The organism is Chryseotalea sanaruensis (assembly GCF_003990915.1).
GTDB lineage: Bacteria > Bacteroidota > Bacteroidia > Cytophagales > Cyclobacteriaceae > Chryseotalea > Chryseotalea sanaruensis.
The window spans coordinates 640,553-666,508 of record NZ_BHXQ01000001.1 but is presented as its reverse complement, the minus strand read 5'-3'; the positions used below and the strand labels follow the sequence as shown (position 1 = coordinate 666,508).

Sequence of the window (25,956 nt, the reverse complement as noted above, 5' to 3'; positions counted from 1 at the left end):
ATGAAATCAACTGTAAAAAAATATATTACTATCGCATGCACGCTGCTTGCGGTATTAACCATCGGTTGTAACGATGTGTTGGATGAACAACCACGATCTGCTTTAGTTCCTGATTTTTTTAGAACAGGGCAAGGTTTAAATGCTGGTATTACAGCTGCTTATGCTTCTTTCAGGTACTTCTATGCCAATGAAGGTGGTATGAACACTACTGTTTATGGAACAGATGAATTTACGCATGGTCAACAACAGACTAACCCAATTTTAAGTGTTTATGGACCGCAATTAAACCCTTCTAACGGAAGTGGTCCTGCATGGGCAAGAGCTTACCCTGCTATAAATACTTGCAATGGTATTGTGGATTTAGGTTCTGAAGCAACAGATTTAACTGTAGTGCAACGCAATGCACTTATCGCTGAAGCCAAATTTATACGAGCTCAATGGTACTTTATATTGGTTCAGACTTATGGTGGCGCCTCATTGGATTTAGGTTCTGGCCCACTCAGGTTCAACTCAAATACAAGCAGCTTTGCGACAAGAGCTTCATTGGCTGATATTTATGCTGCCATAGTTCAGGATCTTGTTGACATTACTGATGGGGCAAATAGTGATGATTTACCCAATGCCAAACCTACAGCAACACCTGGAAGAGTGTGGCGTGCAAGTGCACTGCACTTATTATCCAAGGTATACCTGACACGTGCCTATACTTCTGTTGCAGTGGCTGGAGATTTTCAAAATGCCTACACTACAGCAATGGATTTGATTAACAACAGTGCATCTTATGGTGTTTCATTACTACCCGATTATGCAAGTGTTCATCAGCAAGGAAACGAAAATAATGCTGAAACTTTATTTCAGGTAAACTGGATTGACAATACTACATTCAATAACAATACTGCCTTCGGTGGCCCTGCTTATCAAAATGTGAGTCTCTTCTTATTCCGCTGCTTTTACAATCAGAACGTCCCTGGCATGGTCAGGGATATAGCAAATGGTCGTTCATTTGTTCGCTACAAGCCAACAGCATGGTTGTTAAATACCGCTTTTGCAGATAAGATTAATGATTCCCGTTTTGAAAAATCCTTTCAATCTGTTTGGTATGTTAATTCAACTACTACATTAAATCCAAAAGGACTTGCTTTAGGTGACACCGCAATGTGGATTGTTCCTAATCACCTGGCTGCCGCAGTTGAACCTACAAAAGATAGCAGACGCTATGTTGTGTTTTTGCCAAACTCAGCAACTAATCCAGGTACCTATTTCGGACCAAGTGGCGCTGGATATGCCGATTACGCTGGATACAATGATGGTCAGAATAAATATTATCCAAGCCTGAAAAAGTATAATTCAACTCAACCGCGATCTGGTAATGATGTAAACATTGCTTCAGTGAGACCTTTCATCGTATATCGATTTGCTGAAACTTATCTGATTGCAGCAGAAGCAGGTCTTCAATCAGGACAATCAGTAGCAGATATGGCAAATCTAATTAATGTTGTAAGAAGCCGTGCTGGTGATACCGCTCCTGCCAAAGCAGCCCTTACCGCAACAACACTTGCAGACCTGACGGCCAATGGTATTGACTATATACTTGACGAGCGTGCACGTGAATTGTGTGGTGAGCAAATGAGATGGTTTGACTTGGTTCGTACAGGAAAATTGATTGACAGATTAACACTGTACAACAGTACTCCTGCAAGACCAGGCGCTCAGGTACCTAATCCACTACCACATCATATCTTACGACCTATTCCACAGTCGCAAATTGATGCAAGTGTGGATCCAAATTCACCTGATGGAAAGTATCCGCAGAATCCAAATTATTAGATAGTTTGTTTAGTTTTAGTTAGAAGAGGGCGCTAATGCCCTCTTCTTTTTCATAACCACTATGAGAATATTAATTTCAAGTGTAATCTGTTTTGTTTCATTATTATTTCTTCAATCAACAAGCAAAGCACAGACTACAAGTACGAGCGTTAACAGCGATAAGACAGAAAATAATTTTTCAATAATATTTGCTGAAGAAGCTGTGCCTATTCTTACCACAAATACAGATCATGTAAGCATATTGCATGCTGTTAAAAATCTACAACTAGATATTCTGGCTGTAACCGATAAAAAGCCAGAACTTGTCTCAGATAAATTACCAAAAACAAAGACTGTTATTATTGCCGGTACTATTGGCAAGAATAGTTTTATAGATCAACTCGTCACTTCAAAAAAATTGCATGTTTCTGACGTAAGCGGCAAATGGGAAACTTATATTATTCAGGTTATTGAAAAACCGTTTAAGGGTATCGACAGAGCTTTAGTCATTGCAGGAAGCGATAAGCGTGGAACCATTTTTGGTGTTTATGAAATCTCCAAACAAATCGGTGTATCACCCTGGAACTGGTGGGCTGATGTAACACCAACAAAAAACAAGAATGTGAGCATCGCTGCAGTAAGACAATATTCTGGCGAACCTGCGGTGAAATACAGAGGCATTTTTATTAATGATGAACAACCTGCTTTGGGTGGATGGGTGAAAGAAAATTATGGAGGCTTTAACAGTAAGTTCTACACCAAAGTATTTGAACTCATCCTTCGCCTGAAAGGCAATTTTTTGTGGCCAGCCATGTGGGGACAAAGTTTTTATACTGAGGACCCATTAAATCCAAAGCTAGCTGACGAGTACGGTGTTGTTATCAGCACTTCCCATCACGAACCCATGATGCGTGCCCATGTAGAGTGGCAACGCTACAATAAAGGCAAATGGAATTATGCTACCAATGAAGTTGCCTTACGCGAATTTTGGCGTGAAGGTATCACCCGTATGGGAGATTATGAAAGTGTGGTAACACTGGCCATGCGTGGTGATGGTGACGAGCCTATGTCGGAAGACAGCAACATCGCCTTACTCCAAAAGATTGTTGCTGACCAGCGAGCCATTATTGAAGAAGTAACCAAACGCAAAGTTACTGAAACCCCGCAAGTGTGGGCCTTGTACAAAGAAGTGCAAGACTACTACGACAAAGGAATGCGTGTACCTGATGACGTTACTTTATTGTTGTGCGATGACAACTGGGGAAACATTCGAAAACTACCGCAAGTCGGGGAAAAACCAAGAGCAGGTGGCTATGGTATCTATTATCATTTTGACTATGTAGGCGGACCTCGTAATTATAAGTGGATCAACACCAATCCTATTGAACGTGTGTGGGAACAAATGCATCTGGCCTATGAACATAAAGCTACAGAGCTTTGGATTGTTAATGTAGGCGATATCAAACCAATGGAATTCCCCATTTCTTTCTTTTTAGATTATGCGTGGAATCCAACTACCATCAAAGCAGATGAACTATTAACTTATACTGAACAATGGTGTGCTCAGCAATTTGGGAATAACTATGCAAAGGAGATAGCGCCACTCCTCTCCTTGTATTTAAAATATAACGGACGCGTTAAACCAGAATTGCTTAACGAGAAAACCTATAGCCTGCAAAACTACAATGAATTTGAAACAGTAGTAAACGAGTATCAGCAATTGAGAACGAAGGCCGAAGCGCTTGCAGGCAAACTGGACGCTTCAAAGCAAGAAGCTTATTATCAATTAATACTTCATCCCATTATTGCCAGTGCTAATCTTTACGAATTATATTATAATGTTGCACTCAACCATCAGGCGGCAGCCAATAACGATGCCAAGGCGAATGGATATGCAGATAAGGCTAAAGAGAATTACAAAAAAGATTCTCTGATTACCATTGAGTATCACACGCGCAACAATGGCAAATGGAATCACATGATGAGTCAGACTCACATTGGCTATACCTACTGGCAACAGCCTCCCGTTAACAAGATGCCTGAAGTTAAATATGTAACAACAGGTAGCCTGCAAACAAGTAAAGACACTCCCCCATCGTTGGATGCATCGAACCTTGTTCCCACTTCCAGTATAAAAAATATATTCATTGAAAGAGACCAATACGTGTCTATAGAGGCCGATCATTATACCCATGCTTCCAATACCTCGGGAATAACCTGGCAAGTATTGCCGAATCATGGAAAGACCGGATCTGCCATCACAGCTTTTCCGGTTACGGCTCCTGAACAAAGCTTATCGTCAAGTTCACCTCACCTTGCTTATGAATTCTATTCTTACAGTGCAGACACTGCAACATTACAGTTGTTCTTCTCGCCTACCCTTAATTTTCATCACCGCAAAGAGGGTTTGCAATACGCTGTTTCTATTGACGATGAACAAGCCCAAATTTTCAGTCTGAATAAAGAGGACTCAGATCCACGGTATTGGAATAGATGGGCAGCTAATAATATTATCATCAAAACTTCATCTCACCAATTGGCAAAACCGGGTAAACACACCATTAAGTTTTGGATGATACATGCTGGCCCTGTGCTACAAAAACTTGTACTTGATTTTGGTGGTGTAAAACCAAGTTACCTGGGCCCACCTGAAACTATGTTTAACAACAAATAATAAAAAATACATGAAAAGAATTGATCAAGCATTTTTAACAATCGGTTTGGCCTCAACTTTATTATTTTCAGGATGTGTCAAAAAAGAGAGCACAGAAAACATTACTTCGAGTGACTCCTTGTTGTCACAACCCCTGGTAAGTCATATTTACACGGCTGATCCATCTGCCCATGTATTTGATAATCGTATTTACATCTACCCTTCACACGATATTGAAGCCGGTACGCCCGAGAATGATAATGGCGATCATTTCGATATGCGGGATTATCATATCCTTTCAATGGATTCCATTGGTGGAGAAATAACTGATCACGGTGTGGCCTTGGACATTAAAAACATTCCATGGGCAGGACGACAGCTCTGGGCACCTGATGCGGCTTTTGCCAACGATACCTATTACTTATATTTTCCGGTAAAAGACAAGCAGGACATCTTTCGCATTGGCGTAGCCACCAGCACAAAACCGGAAGGACCTTTTATTGCTGAACCCGAGCCCATAGCCAATAGTTATAGTATTGATCCCACAGTGTTTCAAGATGACGATGGCACTTTCTATATGTATTTTGGAGGCATTTGGGGAGGCCAGCTACAACGTTGGGATAACAATATTTATGATAGTGCTGGAGCGCTACGCAAAGCAGAAGAGCTTGCCGTTCTTCCCAGAGTGGCCAAATTATCACCTGATATGAAGCAATTCGCTGAAAAGGTTAAAGAAATTAAGTTGGTTGATGAAAATGGTAATCTGTTTACTGAAACACAAAATGACAAACGCTTTTTTGAAGCCGCCTGGATGCATAAGTATAATGGTAAATATTATTTTAGCTACTCTACCGGTGACACGCACTTTATTAACTATGCCGTAGGAGATTCACCCTATGGTCCATTTACCTACAAGGGTGTTGTACTGCATCCTGTACAGGGCTGGACCAATCATCATTCAATAGTGGAGATCAATAACAAATGGTATTTGTTCTACCACGATGTACAACTTTCTGGAAAAACGCATTTGCGTAATGTAAAAGTAACGGAGCTAAAGCATAATGAAGATGGAAGCATTGAAGCTGTTCAACCTTATATAATTAAGTAAGTAGCTATGAAATATGTAGTAAATTTCATTTTTTTCTTTGTGCTTTTATTGTTCTGGGCCTGCCAGTCCAGGCAGGATACAGCTGGAAACACGGAAAAGGAAAAAGGCCTGAAAGATTATTATCAGGATTATTTTACGATTGGCGTGGCCGTTTCTCCCTGGGCCTTAAAGACGGATGAAGCTTCACTTATTCGCCAACAGTTCAATAGCATGACTGCTGAGAACGCTATGAAGATGGGACCTATTCACCCAAAAGAAAACGAATACTATTGGTCACAAAGTGATTCTATTGTATCTTTTGCTGAGCGAAACAACATGAGGTTACGTGGCCACACATTATGCTGGCATAATCAAACACCTGACTGGATGTTTAAAGATGAGGCAGGAAATACGGTAACTAAAGAAGTACTGCTACAGCGTTTAAAGGATCATATTACCACAGTTGTATCCAGGTATAAAGGAAAAATATATGCCTGGGATGTTGTGAACGAAGCCATATCCGACAAACGGGACGAGTACCTGCGTGTTTCTCCATGGACTACAATTATTGGTGAAGAATTTATCGCCAAGGCCTTTGAATATGCGCACGAGGCTGATCCTGATGCCCTATTATTCTACAATGATTACAATGAGATTAATCCGGTTAAGCGCGAAAAAATAATTCGTTTAGTCACAAACTTAAAAGCAGCTGGTGTACCAATTCACGGTGTTGGCTTGCAAGGGCACTGGGCGGTGAATGAGCCTTCTTATACTCAGCTTGATTCTACACTTACTGATTTTGCCAAGACTGGCCTACAGCTGCAAATCACTGAGCTTGATATTTCTGTATATCCTAAAGAACATCAGGCCAGAGATCGGAAAGCAGAAGATTACGATACTACCTTTACTTCGACTAAAGAGCAAGAACAAATTGAAATGTATAAAACATGCTTTGAACTTTTCAGGAAGCATAAAGCATCCATCAGCAGCGTTACATTCTGGAATATTTCGGACAGACGTAGCTGGCTCGATGATTTTCCGGTTAGGGACAGAAAAGATTATCCGCTTTTGTTTGATAAAGCACTCAAACCCAAAAAGGCTTATTTCGAAGTAATTAAATTTTAAGTTACATTCATGAAGATGGTGAGGAATACCTTGTTAATCATTTTATTATTTGTTTCAAGCATTGTGGTAACACATGCTCAAATAAAATTGCCACGTCTTATCAGTGATGGTATGGTGCTTCAACGGGATATACAACTCTCCTTGTGGGGATGGGCCAGTCCCGGAGAAAAAATTCAACTTACTTTTCAAAACAAAAAGTATGAAGGCACAACCGATGCTTCTGGTAAATGGGCTATTCAGCTCCCCAAACAAAAGGCTGGCGGTCCTTATGACTTACACTTTAGCGGCACAACCTCCATTACAGTAAAAAATGTAGTGTTTGGTGATGTCTGGGTTTGCTCTGGTCAATCCAACATGGAATTACCCATGGAGCGCGTTAAAGAAAAATACCGCACTGAGATTGCTCAGTCAGAAAACCAATTTATACGACACTTCCTTGTGCCTGACCGTTATAATTTTAAACAGGAGGAGCAAGATGTTTCCGGTGGTATCTGGGAAGCGGCCAATCCTAAAAACATTCTTAATTTTTCAGCCGTTGGATATTTCTTTGCCAAAGATCTATATGCGAGATATCAGGTACCCATTGGTCTGATCAACTCAGCCCTTGGGGGCTCACCGGTTGAGGCCTGGATGAGTGAAGAGGCCTTAAAGAAGTTTCCAAACCATTATAAAGAAGCACAACGCTTTAAAAGTGATTCTGTTATTCGCGCTATCGAAGCCAGCGATAACAAACGCGCACAAGATTGGTACGCAACAGCCAACGCAACAGATAAGGGACTGAAAGCATGGCATAAAACTGATTTGGATGACACTGACTGGCAATCCATTAATGTGCCTGCGTATTGGGCCAGCAGTCCAATTGGAAATGTAAATGGAGTGGTTTGGTACCGAAAGAAAATCAATATTCCATCAGCCATGCTGGGCACAAAACTTAGTTTATGGTTAGGTCGCATTGTAGACGCTGATTCTGTATTTGTTAATAATGTATTTGTTGGTACAACCAGCTATCAATATCCTCCCAGAAGATATGAAGTACCTGCAGGTATTTTAAAGGCAGGTGAAAACACCATAGCTGTACGAGTTATTAATAGTGCAGGGCGCGGTGGTTTTGTGGAAGATAAGCCCTACTTCATAGCTTCTGCAAGTGATACGCTTTCATTGGAAGGACAATGGAAAATTAAGGTAGGTGCCATAATGCCCCCCTTGCAAGGTCCGACTTTTATTCGATGGAAACCGGTTGGTTTATACAATGCCATGATAGCGCCACTTTTATCCTTTCCCATCAAAGGTGTGATTTGGTATCAGGGGGAATCTAATACCGGAAATCCTGTTGAGTATGCATCTTCATTTCCTGCCATGATAAGCAACTGGCGTGAAAATTGGAAGCAGGGTGACTTTCCTTTTCTATTTGTTCAGCTTGCCAATTTTATGCAGGTTAAAACAGAACCGACCGAAAGTGGCTGGGCAGCGCTCCGTCAAAGTCAGTTGAAAACGCTAAATGTACCGGCTACTGGCATGGCTGTTATCATAGACATTGGCGAATGGAATGATATACATCCACTAAATAAAGAAGATGTAGGTAAGCGTTTAGCATTTCAGGCACAACGCATTGTCTATGGGGATAAAAAGATTGTTGCCTCAGGACCCTTATATCAATCATCTGCGATAAAGGGCAATCAAGTCATTCTTACATTTTCATCAACCGGAAAAGGCTTAACAAGCAGTGATGGAAAAGAATTGAAATACTTTGCCATTGCAGGGGCTGACAAAAAGTTCGTTTGGGCTAAAGCAAAAATAGAGGGTGATAAAATAGTGGTGTGGAGTGATGCCATACCTAATCCTGCCTTTGTGCGCTATGCATGGGCCGATAATCCTGAGGGGGCCAACCTCTGTAATAAAGAAGGATTGCCTGCATCACCCTTTACCACTGAGCAATTTGATGTTAGCGAACGATGAAAGAGAAAACAGGATTAACAAAAAACAGGAGAGAATTTTTGCAACAACTCGGCATGGCGGCTACTATTCCCTTGTTGAGTTCATTTCCATTATCAGCCATGCAAGCGGAAAAAAAAATAAGTAAGCGTAAAGAGAATAAACTCGGTGTTGCCCTTGTGGGACTGGGCTCCTACGCTGAAGGTCAGCTGGCTCCTGCCCTGCTACAAACCGAACATTGTTACCTGGCCGGAATTGTTACGGGCACTCCTTCAAAAATTAAGCCTTGGCAAGAACGTTATGGCATTGAGGACAAAAACATTTACAGCTACGAAAACTTTGATAGCATTGCAAATAACAAAGACATTGATATCATCTATGTAGTGTTGCCAAATTCCATGCATGCTGAATTTGTAATTCGTGCTGCACAAGCAGGCAAGCATGTTATTTGTGAAAAACCCATGGCCACTACAGTAGAAGATTGTGATCGTATGATTCAGGCTTGCACTAAGGCTAAAGTGCAATTTTCTATAGGTTATCGCTTGCATTTCGATCCTTATCATCTTGCTTTGACAAAGCTTGTGAAAGAGAATTCAATTGGCAAGCTGAAAAGCATGTCAGCCGGTTTTGGTTTTAGCATAGCACCCAATGTCTGGCGTCTTGATAAAACGCTAGCGGGTGGCGGCCCATTAATGGATCTTGGTATTTATTGTGTCCAGGCATTCTGCTACCTCAGTGGAAAAGAGCCCCTCGCTGTAACTGCCAAGGAAGGTGTAAAGACGGACCTTAAACGTTTTAAAGAAGTTGAGCAATCAATAAGCTGGACTTTCGAAATGCCTGATGGAATAATTGCTGAAGGAAGTACCAGTTATGAAGACGGCATGAATTTCATTAACGCAAAAACTGAGAAGGGTTTATTTGAACTAAAGTCTGCTTTCAGCTACAATGGCATTCATGGTAAAAGTTCTCTGGGCACACTGGATTTTAAACCAACAAATCAACAGGCCTTACAAATGGATGACTTTGCACTATGTGTAAAACAAAATAAACTAACGCGTGTGCCTGGTGAAATGGGTAAACGCGATGTAAAATTATTAATGGCTATTTACGAAGCAGCTAAAACAGGAAAGCGTATTGTTTTATAATCGCTGATGGATAAAATCCAAGATTCTTTAGAAAAGTAAAAAATAGAACCATATAGATTGAATTTTTAAAAAGTGAGTACTACAGAAGGCAAGTGGGAAAAACGCTGGCACCCCTTAAGAGAAGAATGGGTTGTCTATTCAGCTCATCGCAATAGTCGCCCCTGGCAGGGCGCTCCACCACTAACTACAAAAAAAACATATGAGCATGATCCCGGATGCTATCTATGTCCTGGAAATAGCCGCGTAAACGGAAAGTTAAATCCGCAATACAAGGACATCTTTATTTTTGAGAATGACTTGCCCGTAGTTGGATTGGAAGCCCCAATCATTCAGGAGTCTGACCATACCGGACTTTATAAACGCGCCAGTGCCCTGGGTGTTGCTAAAGTAGTATGTTATGATCCGCGTCATGATATGACCCTGTCAAGAATGAAACTGGATAATGTGGTGAAGGTATTCGAGTCCTTTCAAGAGGAGATGGCGGCTTTTGAAAAAAATCCAGCCATTAAGTACGTTCATTTTTTTGAGAATAAGGGAGAGGCCGTAGGTGTAAGTAATCCCCACCCCCATTGTCAGGTTTACGCTACCGATTTCACTTTTAAGTTTATTGAGCAACAGATACGGGTTGCCAAAGAATATGAGAAGAAAAATCAACGCAATATTTTTGAAGACATCATTACTACCGAAAGGATGCATGGTGTTCGAATAATTGCTGAAAATGACTCTGCGATCGCTTTCATTCCCTTCTTCGCCAGGTATGCTTACGAGACTATGATTTTTCCGAAGAAAGCGCACTCAAGTTTAATAAGCATGAGTAAAGAAGAGATCATAGGACTGTCTGCTGTCTTTCATGAAACAGTTCGCAGAATGGACATGAATTTCAACATGGACTTCCCTTACGTAATGTCCATCATGCAGGCTCCGGTAGATGGCGGAAACTATGCCGAATTCAGAACACATTTATGGTTACAACCACCTTATCGGCAACCCGGTCTGATTAAGTACCTGGCTGGCCCTGAAATTGGAGGAGGAAACTTTATGGCCGATACCATGCCTGAAGACAAAGCTACTGAATTAAGAAAAATAAACACGCACAACTATCCCTATGAGCGATGAATCATGCATTGATTAAAGAAATGCTTATTGAGGCTGGTAAAGCAGTGAGGCAACATGTCATTCGGGCCTTAGCTGTCTCGTCTCATCAGGCATTGTCAGCAGTGCATGAAGAAAAGAAAGAAGATACCATCTATGTGATTGATCGGGATGTGGAGGATATTCTTGTTCAGGTTATTGAAAAATATAGTGCTGGCCTTGGAGGGATTATTCTTTTAGCTGAAGGAATTGGAGATGATAATCAGGGGATGGTTTTACCTGCAACCTGTACACACGAAAAAGCAGCAATAAAACTGATCATTGATCCCATTGACGGTACACGTGGCTTAATGTATGATAAACGATCTGCTTTTTACCTAGCTGGGGCAGCCCCAAATAAGGGTTTGAAGACGAACCTTTCTGATATTGAAGTAGCCGTAATGGTGGAATTGCCAACAAGCAAACAATACAAATCTGATGTGCTCTGGGCTGTTAAAGGGAAAGGTAGTTATACTTATACCGATAATATTTTAACGGGTGAAAAGCAGAAAAAAGATATCAGTCCAACAAATGCCAGAACCATACTCGGTGGCTTTGCCCAACTCGCCCGTTTCTTTCCTCCGGGACGTGAGATACTGGCCGCTATCGAAGATGACTTGATAAAGCAGCTCGCCCCACCTAATCCATCTGGTAAAGCCCTCGTTTTTGAAGATCAATATATTTCAAGCGGTGGTCAGTTGTATGAATTGCTGATGGGACATGATCGTTTCGTAGCAGATGTTCGCGGATTACTATATCAGCAAATGAAGCGTGAAGGTAAAGAAGGTGGTCATGTTTGTCACCCTTACGATGTCTGCGCTCATTTGATTGGTGAAGAAGCGGGTATCATCATTACAGATGGCCATGGACAGACTTTAAATGCACCGCTCGACTTGCACAGTGAGATTAACTGGGTAGGTTATGGTAATGCACGTATTGAACAAGAAGTGAAAACGATTTTTATTGACTTATTAAAAAAATATCACTTGCTGTAAGCGATGAATGAACCAATAATTAAAGCATCGGCACCAGGAAGATTAGACGTTATGGGCGGCATAGCCGATTACTCAGGCTCACTTGTTTTACAGAAAGCCATTACGCAACAAACTTTCGTTGAGCTTGTATTACGTAATGATTATCAGTGCTATATAGTTAGTCAACTAAGCGGAGGTGAAAGCTTAATATTTAATGGCGATTTCCGAGATTATCTGAATAGTAGTGAAGTGCAATACGATTACGCCCAACAAAAATTTAAGCAACACCAACCAAGTGCCTGGGTTGCCTACATACTAGGTTGTGCATTGGTCTTACAAAAAGAAAAGGGAATAGACTTCAGAGGTGCCGATATGAAACTGGTTTCACAAGTACCAAATGGAAAAGGTGTGGCCTCTTCTGCGTCTGTTGAAGTGGCTAGCATGCAGGCCATCGCAAAAGCTTTCAACCTTACCTTCTCATCTACAGAACTTCCTGTATTGGCTCAACGGGTAGAGAACCTCATTGTGGGTGCACCTTGTGGCTTAATGGATCAGCTTGCTTCATGTTTCGGGAAACCCGGCACACTGCTGCCCATTGTTTGCCAACCCGATCAGGTAAAAGATAGTATTGAAATACCGAAAGACATTCACTTTATCGGTATTGACAGTGGCATAAGGCATAGCGTAGCAGGCGCTTCGTATAGCGATGTCCGTTGTGCCGCCTTTATGGGCTATGCTATTGTGGCCCATGCGTTGGGACTAAATAACCACGATGTTATCCGTTCAAAAAAGCTAGGAACACTTCCATACAATGGCTATTTATGTAACATTACAATCGATGAGTTTAAACAACGTTTCGAGCATTTACTTCCTGAAAGTATTAAAGGGATCACCTTTCTTGAGCAATATGGCATAACTACTGATAGTGTTACCGTTGTGGATCCGGATAAGACCTATCAGGTAAAGGCCTGCACTATCCATCCGGTTTATGAGAATTACCGTGTTCAACAATTTCTTGCATGTCTTGCTGTTTTAGATACGACTCCAAATACTGCAGACAGAAGTGGGCTCATTAAACAAATGGGCACCTACATGTTGGAGACGCACGAGAGTTATTCCATTTGTGGCCTGGGGACTGTGCGGACAGATACTATTGTAAAACTGGCCCTGACTAAAAAAGGAATTGCAGGTGCACGCATTACAGGTGGTGGTAATGGAGGAACAGTATGTATGATGGCGACAGGTGAAGAAGGTTTAACCGCAGTACATGAACTCCATCGCGAGTTATGCGAACATTATGGAGAAGACCTTTCGCTATTTCTATAAAATTGATTTTTTAACTTATCATAACCAAAGTTTATGACTATTACTCAAATAAAGAATCTGATTGTTTTAGTTGGTGTTGCCTGCTTATGGAGCTGTCAGTCAAAACAGGAAACTGATGCATCAATCAACACGCAAGCTTTCGGTATGATAAATAATAAAGAAATTGTTGCGTACACACTTCAGAGTAAATCCGGCATGCAGGTAACGGTGCTGAACTACGGAACCACTATCACGAAAATTCTTGTGCCCGATAAGCAAGGTGTTACAGGAAATGTAGTGTTAGGTTTCGATTCGCTGGCAGGTTACCTGCAAGAGACTAATCCATATATCGGCCCCACTATAGGACGTTTTGCCAACAGAATTGGGAAAGCGACATTTACCTTAAATGACACTACTTATCAACTTACTGCTAATAACAATGGCAATACCTTGCACGGTGGTGCAGAAGGTTTGCATAAAAAGATCTGGGATGTAAAAGTACTATCTGACAGTAGTATAAAATTCACCTACCTGAGTCCGGATGGTGAAGAAGGGTTTCCTGGAAACCTGACTGCAGAAGTGATTATGACCCTGAAGTCAGACAATGCCCTGCAGATTGATTACGCTGCTACTACTGATAAAGCTACACCCGTGAGTCTTACGAATCATGCTTATTTTAATTTAGCCTATGGCAGCAGTGAGACAATTTTAGATCATGAATTAATGATTAACGCTGATCAGATAACACCTGTTGACAGTATGTTAATTCCAACAGGTATTTTAGCACCCGTAGCAAATACAGCCTTCGATTTTAATCAGTTTAAAACTATGGGAAGAGACCTTGATCAGGTAACTGGCGGATACGATCATAACTTTGTGCTAAACAACCGGGAAGACAAACTTGCTTTGGCCGCTACTGTAGTTGAAAGTAAAAGTGGGAGAAAACTGGAACTGTTCACTACCGAACCTGGCTTACAATTTTATTCCGGTAATTTTCTAGATGGAACACTAAAAGGAACTAACGATATCATTTATAAGAAACATGCAGGTTTCTGCTTGGAGCCGCAACGTTTTCCTGATTCACCGAATCAATCTTTATTTCCCAATACGATATTGCAGCCAGGTGAAACATATAAACAAACCAGTGTGTATAAATTTTCTACTCAGTAGTCTTTTATCATAATACTCGATGATATCACCGATTAACTGGAATTGATGGATTGACATCAGTACGTAAAATAGTATTCAAGCTTTAGGTTATTCACTCAATTCCAGTACAACAACACTATTGGGAGGCATTGTTAAACTTACCGTTCCCTTAGCGAAAGATGCTTTCTTGAATTCTTGTGGACTCACTTTATTACTGTTCTCAAATGTATTATGATCCTGTACTGTTGATGATGTTAGTATTCTGCCTTTGATTTGTTTTACCTTAAAAGAACCTACACTAAGTTCTATACTCTGGCTTTTCTTATTATCAATGTTAGTTAAGGAAATGTTCAGTTTGCCGGCTGTATCTTTTGAAGCAGAAGCGGAGATCGCTGGCAATTGATTGTTACCCACAACAAAATTATTAGTCTGAACAGTAACCGGGACTAAAAGGGCATCCTGATGTACTTTATACATCTCCATAACATGATAGGTAGGTGTCAGAATGAGCTTTTCTTCTTTTGTAAGAATGACAGCCTGAAGCACATTAACGATTTGTGCAAGGTTAGCCATCTTCACCCGATCAGCATGATTGTTAAAGATGTTTAGGGTAAGGCCGGCAATCATGGCATCTCTGATGGTGTTCTGTTGATACAGCTGTCCTTTTCCAGATGGATCTTCCTCATACCATCCCCCCCACTCATCAACAATTAAAGCAACTCTTTTAGCAGGATCGTATTTATCCATTACTTCACTATTCCTGGTAATAAAATCTTCCATGCGAAATGCCTGTTGCATGGTTTTAAAATACTCTTCATCACTAAACTGAAAAGAAGAACCTTTAGCACTCCAATTAATTACTGAATAGTGATGTATAGATATACCCTCTAATCGTTTCGCTGGTATGTCACGCATAAGTGTTTCAGTCCAGGCATAGTCAGGTGTGCCTGGGCCTACTGCTATTCGGAATAGTTTTTCTGTGTTGCTGTAACTTGTTATGGCAGTTGCATATTGCTTGTACAAATTGATGTAGTGATCAACCGACATATTTCCCCCACAATCCCATGATTCGTTTCCTATTCCCCAATACTTCACTTTCCAGGGATTAGCGCGGCCATTCCTCGCACGCATGTCAGTTAAATAGCTTGTACCATTTGCATGGTTGGCATATTGTACCCACTCCATGGCTTCCTGAATAGTACCGCTGTTCATATTTAGTGCGAGATAAGGTTCTGCGCCTAACAACTCACATAGATCAAGAAATTCATTGGTGCCAAAACTATTATCTTCGCGCACATTACCCCATGACAAATTCTCGATATGTTTTCTTTCATTGAAAGGGCCAATGGCATCTTTCCAATGATAAGTGTCTGCAAAACATCCACCAGGCCAACGAAGATTAGGGATTTGTAAATCTTTAAGTGCTTTTATAACATCATTGCGTACTCCCGATGTATTCGGAATTTTCGCATTATCTCTTCCCACATAGATACCATCGTAGATACATCTTCCCAAGTGTTCAGCAAAATGACCGTAGATGTGTTTGCTTATGGTGGTCTTAGCGGAGTCAACATGCAAGACGATTTTGTTTTGCGCCAGCAAAGCAAGGGAGCAAAATCCCAGAAAGAATAGTGAAATTATTTTTTTCATAACCAATGTACTTAAAATCCTTCCGACTGCTTATTTTATTAAAATTTGAAATTTGAAATTTGAAATTTGAAATTTTATTCTTGCAAGTATCTAAACAGATATCTGCCAACCATCAATACTGCCACCATGGCAGCGGAAGTTCAATATCACTCACTGAATTAACAACCAAATCTGCCTTAAAGGCAAACTTATGTTGGTCTTCTCTTTTTGTAACACCTGACAATACTAAAATGGTATGATAGCCCATCTGCACCCCTCCTTGTATATCGGTATCCATAGTGTCGCCAATCACCGTGGTGTCTGCAGTTTCAAGGCCCAAGGCTTTGCGCGCAGAGCGCATCATCACAGGGCTTGGTTTTCCAATCACAAATGCCTTTGCTCCTGAAGCTTCTTCAATCATCGCAGTAGTCGCTGCGATACCTAAGTTGGCCCAGCCTTTCTTTTTGGGCGAGGGATCACGGTTGGTGGTGATCAATTTTGCACCTGCTAAGATCATATCCACAGCACGCTGCACACTTTCCAGGGTGAAATTTCTCCCTTCACCCAATACCACAAAATCAGGTTCGGTATCTACAAGGGTAATGCCATTTTCGTTCAGGCTACTGACCAGTCCTCCTTCACCTAATACAAAGGCAGTACCATCCGGTATCTGACTTGATAAGAATTTTCCTGTAGCCATAGCACTTGTGTAGACATGACTTTCTGAAACATGTATGTCTAACTTCTTAAGCTTGCGTACTACTTCCAAACGTGTTCGCTGACTATTGTTAGTCATGAACATGAAAGGAATGTCTTGTTTCAACAAGCGATCAATAAACTGATCAGCACCGGGAATAAGTGTATCTCCTCCGTAGATCACACCATCCATATCAATTAATAATCCTTTTGCCATGTTATAAAGTTAAAGCACAAGCATCTTATTCAATAAGCACATGACTATAAAGTTTTATACAATCTTAAAACCTGTAAATAACGAAAACGATTGCAACGTTAGCACGAACAATCATTGCTTCTGCTTATAAACATCATCATCACCTTCGTAACTAAACCAGTCAAAACTTGCTGTTGCCGTACTTGGTTCACCTAATGAAGTTGCGTACATGGCATAAATACATCCTACAAAACCTCCTGCTACTTGTGTACTTAGAAATTTAGCGTCAACATTTCTATCCATTGAAATCCAATCAACATTATTTGTTGCATAATAGAAAGCATATTGATCACCTTTACTTTCAATCTTTAAGCGAATGTCCCTTGTTGCTATATCAAGAGGCTTTGAAACGAGTAATAACATACTTGAATCCTTTACTCCGGATTGATATAGTTGAACAACAGGTTTACCATCGGCAACTGACTTACATAAAAAGTAGAAATGCTCCTCATTCTGAAAAATTAATAAGCCAGCTTTTTCATTCTCCTTTTGTGTTTCTAAACTCAGCGAAGTGCTTGCGCTACTATTCAAGTGCTGTTGGCGATGACCTACAAAACTTGGATTAACATATTCTGTACATTGTTCGGGTCTCACCTTCAAGTTAAGAGAGCCGGTTTTATCTGATAGCGAATACCAGGCTTCTTTGGGAGCACGTAAAAACATCCACTCCAATGCAAGTTGATCAGTACTGAAGTCATCTTTAAAGATAAAATTTCCACTTTGCGGTCGGCTACCTGTTTCTGCCTTTGGAAGAGGATAGTCGTAGGTGTATCGCACTTCATCAAAATCAGGATTAATTACAGGCCATCCATCAATCCATTTCACTGGTGCCAGAAATGTTTCCCTCCCATTATTGTAGTAATCTTTATCAACGTAAGGTCTGCAGCCAAGAAACACAGCCCACCACTCACCATTTTCTGTTTCAACAAAATCAGCGTGGCCCGTGGTTGTAATCGGGTTAGTACGTTTTGGATCCAAATGACGTTGGGTAAGGATTGGATTTTTCTCATATGAAATATAAGGTCCAGTAAGTGACCTGCTTCTGAACACTACTTCAGAGTGTTGATAGGCAGTGCCTCCTTCTGCAGCAATCAAATAGTAGTAGCCATCTTTTTTAAAAATATGAGGTGCTTCGATCCAGACTGGTTTTTTACTTAAATCGGTACCACCATTAATCAAAATTGATTCTTCACCAATAGCGTTTAAACTATCTATGCCAAATTCAATGATGCGGATGGTTCTATGGCCATCGTACAATGGTGCGTTATCAGGAGCTATGCTATTATAAATTAAATAGGCCCGTCCATCTTCATCAAAATACGGAGATGGATCAATGCCATTGACTTGTGGAAACCACGTAGGATCAGACCAGCCCTTTTCCGGATCGGCTGAAGTGGAAATGAAGTTACCGCCACGATCTATCAAGGTACAACTTACATAGAATAGACCATCGTGGTAACGAATAGATGGAGCGAATAAGCCACGAGATACTCTGGAACCCTCAACATTAAAAATTTCGGGTTTGTGTATCACATAACTAATCAATTTCCAATTCACTAAGTCCTTACTCCTGAAAACTGGAATACCCGGATAGTAGACAAAAGTAGAAGTCACTAAATAGTAGTACTCACCTACTTTACAAATGCTGGGATCAGGATAAAAGCCAGCCAATATCGGATTAGTGAATTGTTCTCGTTTTGTCTGACAGGCAAACAATACAAGCATGAGAATTAAAAGACTTAGTTTTTTCATGTGTCTGTAGCTTTTATTTAAGGTCACATGGAATGGCCAAAATAATCCTTTGTTGTTGATGCAAAATATTTAAATGCCATTTCATCGTTGATTATCCACCTACACCAATTGGAGAGAAGTACATGAAAATGGCTGCAATAAGAAACAGCACAATAACAGAAAGCACAACATCAGACTTTGTCCAGCTTGCTCTTGTTTTCTCACGGTCTTCTGCAACAATAGTGGCATACGTTAGCCCCTGAATTTGTTGTTCCGAAGGTTTGTCTGTCAGTAAGCTAACAACCAATAATAACACCACTGAAAAAACAAACAACAGAATACAGAAGTACAGGAAGTTAAGATTGGCAAATTCGTAAACCAAGCCACTTAATGAACTCTTATTAAGTTCTAGTATGATGCGTAAAAATCCGATAACAGCACCCGTGATTAAAGTTACCATTGCACCTTTTGCATTAATGCGTTTGTAGAATAAACCTAGCAGGAAGACTGAAGCAATTGGAGGAGCCAGATACGATTGCACACTTTGCAAATAATGATACAGCACACCTGAGATACCACTCATTACAGGAATCCACAAAATACCGAGTATAACAACTACACCTGTAGCAATTCTGCCTACAGCTACCAACTTCTTTTCTGAACTCTCTGGTCTTACCTTTTTGTAAATATCCATAGTGAACAAAGTAGAGCATGAATTAAATACAGAGGCTAATGAACTCATCAAAGCAGCCAACAATCCACCTGCTATCAAACCACGAAGACCTGCCGGTAACAATGTTTTTACTAACGTTGGGAAAGCGCTGTCAGCACTCGTTAATTCTAATTTACCAGCACTTACTAATGCGGTGGCTATTAAACCTGGCACAAGGAAAATGAAGAAAGGGAAAAGTTTTAAGTACGCTGCAAAGATAGTCCCGCGCCTGGCCTCTTGTTCATTTTTTGCCGTAAGACAACGCTGTACAATATATTGATCAGTACACCAATACCAGATACCAACAATAGGCGAAGCGAAAAGAATACCTGCCCATGGAAACTCCGGGTGGCTTAAAGGAGGAAACATATTTAACTTCTCCTTAGGTGTTGCTGCAATCATAGCATCCCAACCACCTAATTCAATTAAGCCAAGAACGGTTAGAATAGCTGATCCTACTATCAACAGAATAGCTTGAAGTGTTTCTGTATACACAACGGCTTTCATACCACCTAACACAGTGTAGATACCTGTTAACACAACCAACACTAAAGCACTTGTCCAGAAATCAAAACCCATGAAGGTTGCAATTACTACAGCACCAGCATACACTGTTACTGAAACTTTTGTAATAACATAACTAAGTAATGAGACTACCGAAAGAAACCAGCGAGCCGAAGAGTTGTACCGCCTTTCTAAAAACTCAGGCATAGTAAACACACCACTGCGTATGTAAAAAGGAATAAATACCCAACCTAATAGTAATACAATCCATGAGTGCAGTTCATAATGTCCCATGATCACACCTGTTTCAGCTGCTGTACCGGATAAACCTACTACGTGTTCACTGCCCACGTTAGAGGCAAGAATAGACGCACCTACTACAAACCAACCTATATTCCGTCCTGCTAAAAAGTAATCTTCCGTTGATTCCTTTTTCTTCTTCATCGACCAGGCTGCTATACCGGCAATAACAAGAAAGTAAAGGGCAATAACTACCCAGTCTAATGTTGATAGAATTTCCATGTTTAAATCATTAAAATTATTTTACTGTAAAATTGGTTTGTAAGGTCTTGGCAGCGCCTAATTGATCAGATCTGTTTCCGGGTAATGAACCGCCAATTGAAACAGTGAAAGCTCCCGGCTCAAGTATGGAGTTTCCTTTATCATCTACTAACATAAGCATATCAGGTGTGATCGTAAAAGAGACCACAACAGATTTTCCCGGCTCAAGCGTAATTCGTTGAATTCCTTTTAAAGAATATAAGGGCGTTGTTGTACTCGCCTTTACATCCGTTAAGTAAAGTTGTACTACTTCTTCACTTACAACATTACCCTTATTGGTAAGTGTTACCTGCGCTTCAATTTTCTCATTTTTCTTAATGGAACTCTTCGATAGTGTTAAGTTAGAATATTCGAATTGGGTGTAGCTTAATCCAAAACCAAAAGGATATAATGGTTCCGCCTCCATGTAACGATAGGTTCTGCCTTTCATGGTGTAATCTTCGTAGGCAGGAAGTTGATCCAGCGATTTAGGAAACGTGACAGGCAAACGCCCGGAAGGAGAAATTTTTCCAAATACAATATCAGCTACTGCATTTCCTCCTTCCTGTCCCGGATACCATACTAACAAAACAGCATCGGCCAGTTCATGTACATCGGCAAGGTTCATGGGGCTACCACCTGTAACCACAGCAATAACCGATGTTGTAGTCTTCTCGCGTATCTTTTTCAGAAAATCAATCTGATTTTTTGGAAGGTTATAATCAAGTCTGTCACCAAAGTAAGGTGAGGCTATCGACTCACCTTCTTCTCCCTCCAGTAAACCTGAAATACCTAATACTACAAATGTAGCATCGCTGTTAGCAGCGTTACCGGTAGTCCAATCTTGCGGGTTAACATTATCCCGATCCAGTAATATTCCCTGCCTGTATTGAAGTTGACTACCTGCCTCAACGGCACCCGCAAGCCCTTCCAATACTGTTACCATCTGCGGGTTTACGCCATAGTAATTACCCAATAACACTTGTACATCGCTGGCATTCGGACCGGTTACAAAATACTTGGCGAGATTATTTTTTAAGGGCAGCACACCATTGTTCTTAAGCAAAACAATTGACTTCTGCGCAGCTTCGCGGGCCAGGGCACGATGTTTACTGCTATTAATTACATCTGTCGAAATAGCATTATACGGGTTGCTTTCAGCAGGATCGAATAACCCTAATTTAAAGCGGGTGCGCAATAATACAGCAAGTGCAGCATCAATTTCTTTTTCAGTGATGAGTCCCTTCTCGACTGCTTCCACCAGGGCAGGATATTCATCACCACAGTTCAGGTTTACGCCATTCTTAACGGCCAGTGCAACTGCTTCAGCTTTTGTTTTAACTACGTTGTGGCCCTGATAAAAATCTACTACAGCCCAGCAGTCACTTACAACATGTCCTTTAAAGTTCCATTTTTTTCTAAGTACATCCGTTAGTAAAAAATTGTGGGCACAGCAAGGCTCATCGTTCGTACGGTTATATGCGCACATAACAGCTTCTACATCTGCGTCAACCAGTGCTTTAAAAGCAGGCAGGTATGTTTCCCACAGATCTTTAGATGATGAGAGTGCATTGAACTCATGTCTTAATTTTTCAGGCCCACTGTGTACGGCAAAGTGTTTGGCACAAGCAGCTGTTTTTAAATAATTAGGATTATCACCCTGAAGCCCTTTTACAAATGAGACTCCCAATCTCGAAGTGAGGTATGGATCTTCGCCATATGTTTCCTGACCTCTTCCCCAACGTGGATCACGAAAGATATTGATATTGGGTGTCCAGAAAGTAAGGCCTCCATATTGTTTATGAAATCCTTTAGCTACCGATGCATTAAACATAGCACGCGCTTCATCAGAGATGGCGGAAGAAACACGAAATGCTAGGTCTTCATCGAAGGTGGCGCCCAGTCCAATAGCCTGAGGAAATACCGTTGCTACACCGCCACGGCCCACACCATGCAGCGCTTCATTCCACCAGTTATACGCTGGCATATTTAGGCGCGGAATTGCCGGGCTATTGTGCATCATTTGATACACTTTTTCCTCTAAAGTAAGCTGATTAATAAGGTCTTGCACCCTTGTTTCTAAGGGTTTATCAACGTCCCGAAAAACGGGAGTATCCTGTGCCAAACAATGACTGACAAGGCTTATCAAAACAAGGGTAAAAATGTATTTTTGTTGCATAAACTACTGTTTAATTGACGCTCGGTTCGTATTTAGGCTCTATTTTGCTTGAAACACCCTTTTTTAAGGAAGTATAAAAGGAATAAAATTGAACTTATAATGCAACCGATTGCATAAATTTATTTTTAAAATGCCAAATTTTCCTATTTTTACTTCGAATTTCCCACGTAAGCGATTGATATGACAAAAAAGGAAATAACAATTTATGACATCGCAGAAGCACTCAGTATCTCACCAGCTACTGTAAGCCGTGGACTTAAGAATCATCCCGGTATTGGAAAGGACACCAAGAAAAGAATTGCTGACACCGCCCGAAAAATGGGTTATCAGCAAAACATGTTTGCTACTAACTTAAGAAGAAAGAACACTAATACAATCGGTGTAATCATTCCCCGCCTTGAAAGTTATTTTCATTCTACTGTTATATCCGGTATTGAAAAGGTAGCCAATGCACACGGTTACAATTTGATTATAAGTCAGTCGCAAGAATCTTATAAAAAAGAAGTGAATAGTGTTTCGACCATGTATAATAGTCGTATTGATGGCTTGATGATTTCACTTGCTAACGAAACCAAAACCACTGATCACTTTGAAGAGTTGCTTAAGAAGCAGGTGCCATTAATATTCTTCGACCGCGTAATTGAACACCCGGATTGTACCAGCATTGTTATAGACAATAAAAAGGCGGGGTACGATGCAACGATCCACCTATTGGAACAAGGTTGCAAACGCATAGTTCACATAGATGGTAACGTGAACAGAAATGTATATGCCGACCGTCTTGAAGGATATAAACAAGCCTTGCAACAACATAATATTGAATTTGATCAATCATTAGTATTGAACATTGAACTTACTGATCAGGCAACAGCTGTGGCCACTCAAAAGATTTTAACCATGAAGCAATTGCCTGATGGGATTTTCACTGCCAATGATATCTCTGCCGTATCCTGTATACGTGAATTAAAACGTGCCGGTGTTCGTGTGCCTGAAGATATTGCCGTAGTTGGTTTTAATAATGAACCCATTGCTACAGTCATCGAACCCAATCTCACTACCATTAATTATCCCGGAAAAGAAATGGGTGAGATCGCGGCCACTACGCTGATCAATAAACTTAAAAAGCAACCCAGCGGTAATTTAAACACCATTGTACTCAGGCATAATTTAATTATCCGGGACTCCTCTTTACGAAAAAGAAAACACTAAATCCCAAACCATTGCGACTATCCTACCTCATTCTATTAGGCTGTTTAATTTTCATTACAGGAAAATCAGAAAATGGCTATGATCTTTGGTTGCGCTATGCAAAGCTGACAAATGATAAAAAGCTTGCTGAATACAAAAAGCAAATTACCAGTTTCAGAATTGAAGGCAGCAGTCCTACCCTATCGATTGCGTCTGATGAACTCAGCAGAGGTCTACTGGGTTTATTCGGATCATCAATAACACAAAACAAAAACGCTGGTAGCAAAGGAAATTTAATTATTTGCGGGCGTATTGAATCACCTGCTATCAAACAATACTTACAAAACACTTCCGCTTCTACGCTGGGTAATGAAGGTTACACCATTCAAACAATTACTAAAGACAAACAAAAAATTACACTGATTGCTGCCAATGAAGATATTGGCGTTTTATACGGAGTATTCCATTTGCTGCGTTTGATTCAAACTGAGCAACCCATTCACCAACTTGCTGTAACTGAAATACCTAAAATCAAATTACGCGTTTTAAATCATTGGGATAACCTTGATAGAACTGTTGAGCGTGGCTATGCAGGTTTCTCTTTGTGGAATTGGCATAAATTGCCCCAATATATAGATCAGCGTTACCTGGATTATGCGAGAGCCAATGCTTCTATTGGCATTAATGGAACAGTACTGACTAACGTAAATGCCAACGCAAATATCTTAACTGAAGATTATCTGAAAAAAGTCGAAGCACTTGCGAATGCTTTTCGCCCCTATGGTATAAAAGTTTATTTAACTGCCCGCTTCAGCGCCCCTATTGAATTAGGTGACTTACCTACAGCCGATCCGTTAGATCAACGGGTACAACAATGGTGGAATGATAAAGCAAAAGAGATCTACCAGCGCATTCCGGACTTTGGAGGTTTTTTGGTAAAAGCAAATTCAGAAGGGCAACCAGGCCCACAAAACTATGGAAGAACACATAAAGATGGTGCCAACATGCTGGCTACAGCTGTTGAGCCATATAAAGGCGTAGTGATCTGGAGGGCTTTTGTATACGACAACAATGTACCTGACGATCGTGCCAAGCAAGCCTATACAGAGTTTAAACCCCTAGATGGAACTTTTAAAGAAAATGTATTGGTGCAGGTTAAGAACGGAGCTATTGATTTTCAGCCGCGCGAGCCATTTCATCCTTTATTTGGTGCGATGCCAAAAACACCTTTGATGATGGAGTTTCAAATCACACAAGAATATCTAGGCTTCAGCACACACCTGGTCTATCTCTCCACTATGTTTAAAGAATGCCTTGAGGCTGATACAAAAACCAGTGATCAGATGGCTAGTGTGGCCCGCATCGTTGATGGCACAATTGACAAACATGCATTAACCGGTATTGCCGGTGTTGCAAATATCGGTACCGATATCAATTGGTGCGGACATCCTTTCGCACAAGCCAACTGGTATGCATTCGGCAGATTGGCATGGAACCACACACGATCATCAGAAGCCATTGCTGATGAATGGATACGCATGACTTTCTCTAACGAAGAGGCCGTGATAAAACCTGTTAAGGAAGTAATGATGGCTTCCCGTGAAATTACAGTCAACTACATGACTCCGCTGGGTTTGCATCACCTCATGGGTTGGAGTCACCACCACGGACCCGCTCCTTGGATTAAAGATAAACACCGCGCAGATTGGACATCGGTCTATTACCACAAAGCGGATAGCTTAGGCATAGGATTTAACCGTACGGCTACAGGAAGTGATGCCGTATCACAATACTCCAAGGCAGTAGCTGCTAAATTCTCATCGCTAAAAGATTGTCCCGAAGAGTTTTTACTTTGGTTTCACCATGTTCCCTGGGATCACCAAATGAAGTCAGGCAGGACATTGTGGGATGAACTATGCCATCGCTATTATGAGGGTGTAGATTCTGTTAAGTGGATGCAGGAAAACTGGCAATCACTGAAAGGTAAAGTAGATAAAGAAAGATTTGATGAAGTAACATCATTGCTGGCTTTGCAATATGAAGAAGCCAGCATCTGGCGCGATGCCTGCTTACTCTATTTCCAGACATTCTCTAAAAAACCTATCCCATCAACATTACCATCACCCAAGCATTCATTAGAGTATTACAAAAACCTCACCTATCCCTATGCACCTGGCATTAAGTCAGAGTGGTAACAACTACTAAATATTAAAT

Annotated in this window: 17 protein-coding genes; 12 read left to right on the top strand and 5 right to left on the bottom strand. The window is 40.9% G+C overall.

From position 1 onward, the window contains the following. The 10 genes from SanaruYs_RS02695 to SanaruYs_RS02650 all read left to right on the top strand — a co-directional run bounded on the left by SanaruYs_RS02695 (window position 1) and on the right by SanaruYs_RS02650 (window position 14,328). Window positions 1-1,827, top strand: coding sequence for a RagB/SusD family nutrient uptake outer membrane protein (locus tag SanaruYs_RS02695; RefSeq protein WP_127120961.1), 1,827 nt, complete (start codon window positions 1-3; stop codon window positions 1,825-1,827). Window positions 1,828-1,888: 61 nt separating this feature from the next. Further along, a complete protein-coding gene (locus SanaruYs_RS02690) occupies window positions 1,889-4,480 on the top strand; it encodes a glycosyl hydrolase 115 family protein (RefSeq protein WP_127120960.1) in 2,592 nt (863 codons plus the stop codon). A gap of 10 nt (window positions 4,481-4,490) precedes the next feature. Continuing rightward, complete coding sequence (locus SanaruYs_RS02685) at window positions 4,491-5,567, top strand: glycoside hydrolase family 43 protein (RefSeq protein ID WP_127120959.1); 1,077 nt, start codon at window positions 4,491-4,493, stop codon at window positions 5,565-5,567. 6 nt (window positions 5,568-5,573) lie between these two features. Then, complete coding sequence (locus SanaruYs_RS02680; RefSeq protein ID WP_127120958.1) at window positions 5,574-6,671, top strand: endo-1,4-beta-xylanase; 1,098 nt, start codon at window positions 5,574-5,576, stop codon at window positions 6,669-6,671. 9 nt (window positions 6,672-6,680) lie between these two features. Next, window positions 6,681-8,627, top strand: coding sequence for a sialate O-acetylesterase (locus tag SanaruYs_RS02675; protein ID WP_127120957.1), 1,947 nt, complete (start codon window positions 6,681-6,683; stop codon window positions 8,625-8,627). Further along, a complete protein-coding gene (locus tag SanaruYs_RS02670) occupies window positions 8,624-9,748 on the top strand; it encodes a Gfo/Idh/MocA family protein (RefSeq protein ID WP_127120956.1) in 1,125 nt (374 codons plus the stop codon). The genes SanaruYs_RS02675 and SanaruYs_RS02670 overlap by 4 nt, the downstream gene beginning before the upstream one ends. 72 nt (window positions 9,749-9,820) lie before the next feature. Beyond that, window positions 9,821-10,864, top strand: coding sequence for a galactose-1-phosphate uridylyltransferase (gene galT / locus SanaruYs_RS02665; RefSeq protein WP_127120955.1), 1,044 nt, complete (start codon window positions 9,821-9,823; stop codon window positions 10,862-10,864). After that, window positions 10,861-11,874, top strand: coding sequence for an FIG domain-containing protein (locus SanaruYs_RS02660; RefSeq protein WP_127120954.1), 1,014 nt, complete (start codon window positions 10,861-10,863; stop codon window positions 11,872-11,874). The genes galT and SanaruYs_RS02660 overlap by 4 nt, the downstream gene beginning before the upstream one ends. A gap of 3 nt (window positions 11,875-11,877) precedes the next feature. After that, a complete protein-coding gene (locus SanaruYs_RS02655; protein WP_127120953.1) occupies window positions 11,878-13,179 on the top strand; it encodes a galactokinase in 1,302 nt (433 codons plus the stop codon). Window positions 13,180-13,212: 33 nt separating this feature from the next. Next, window positions 13,213-14,328 carry an aldose epimerase family protein gene (locus SanaruYs_RS02650; RefSeq protein WP_127120952.1) on the top strand — a complete coding sequence of 372 codons (1,116 nt, stop codon included), beginning with the start codon at window positions 13,213-13,215 and terminating at the stop codon, window positions 14,326-14,328. 87 nt (window positions 14,329-14,415) lie between these two features. On the opposite strand, the gene SanaruYs_RS02645 is transcribed toward SanaruYs_RS02650, so the two are convergent. The 5 genes from SanaruYs_RS02645 to SanaruYs_RS02625 form a co-directional block, all read right to left on the bottom strand. Next, window positions 14,416-15,957: an alpha-N-arabinofuranosidase gene (locus tag SanaruYs_RS02645; RefSeq protein ID WP_127120951.1), complete on the bottom strand. Its 1,542-nt coding sequence runs from the start codon at window positions 15,955-15,957 to the stop codon at window positions 14,416-14,418. A gap of 112 nt (window positions 15,958-16,069) precedes the next feature. Continuing rightward, window positions 16,070-16,849: an HAD-IIA family hydrolase gene (locus tag SanaruYs_RS02640; protein ID WP_127120950.1), complete on the bottom strand. Its 780-nt coding sequence runs from the start codon at window positions 16,847-16,849 to the stop codon at window positions 16,070-16,072. 111 nt (window positions 16,850-16,960) lie between these two features. Then, complete coding sequence (locus SanaruYs_RS02635; RefSeq protein ID WP_127120949.1) at window positions 16,961-18,640, bottom strand: glycoside hydrolase family 43 protein; 1,680 nt, start codon at window positions 18,638-18,640, stop codon at window positions 16,961-16,963. A 91-nt stretch (window positions 18,641-18,731) separates the two neighbouring features. Continuing rightward, entirely contained in the window at window positions 18,732-20,357 is a 1,626-nt protein-coding gene (locus SanaruYs_RS02630; protein WP_127120948.1) for a sodium:solute symporter, read from the bottom strand. 16 nt (window positions 20,358-20,373) lie between these two features. Next, window positions 20,374-22,554 (bottom strand): glycoside hydrolase family 3 N-terminal domain-containing protein, encoded by a 2,181-nt coding sequence (locus SanaruYs_RS02625; RefSeq protein WP_127120947.1) that lies wholly within the window; start codon window positions 22,552-22,554, stop codon window positions 20,374-20,376. A gap of 180 nt (window positions 22,555-22,734) precedes the next feature. Here SanaruYs_RS02625 and SanaruYs_RS02620 point away from each other — a divergent pair, with 180 nt between their 5' ends. After that, on the top strand, window positions 22,735-23,763 hold the full coding sequence (locus SanaruYs_RS02620) for a LacI family DNA-binding transcriptional regulator (protein ID WP_127120946.1): 1,029 nt from the start codon (window positions 22,735-22,737) through the stop codon (window positions 23,761-23,763). Between the two features lie 11 nt (window positions 23,764-23,774). Then, window positions 23,775-25,937, top strand: a complete 2,163-nt coding sequence (locus SanaruYs_RS02615) for an alpha-glucuronidase family glycosyl hydrolase (protein ID WP_127120945.1) — start codon at window positions 23,775-23,777, stop codon at window positions 25,935-25,937. Window positions 25,938-25,956: the final 19 nt, after the last annotated feature.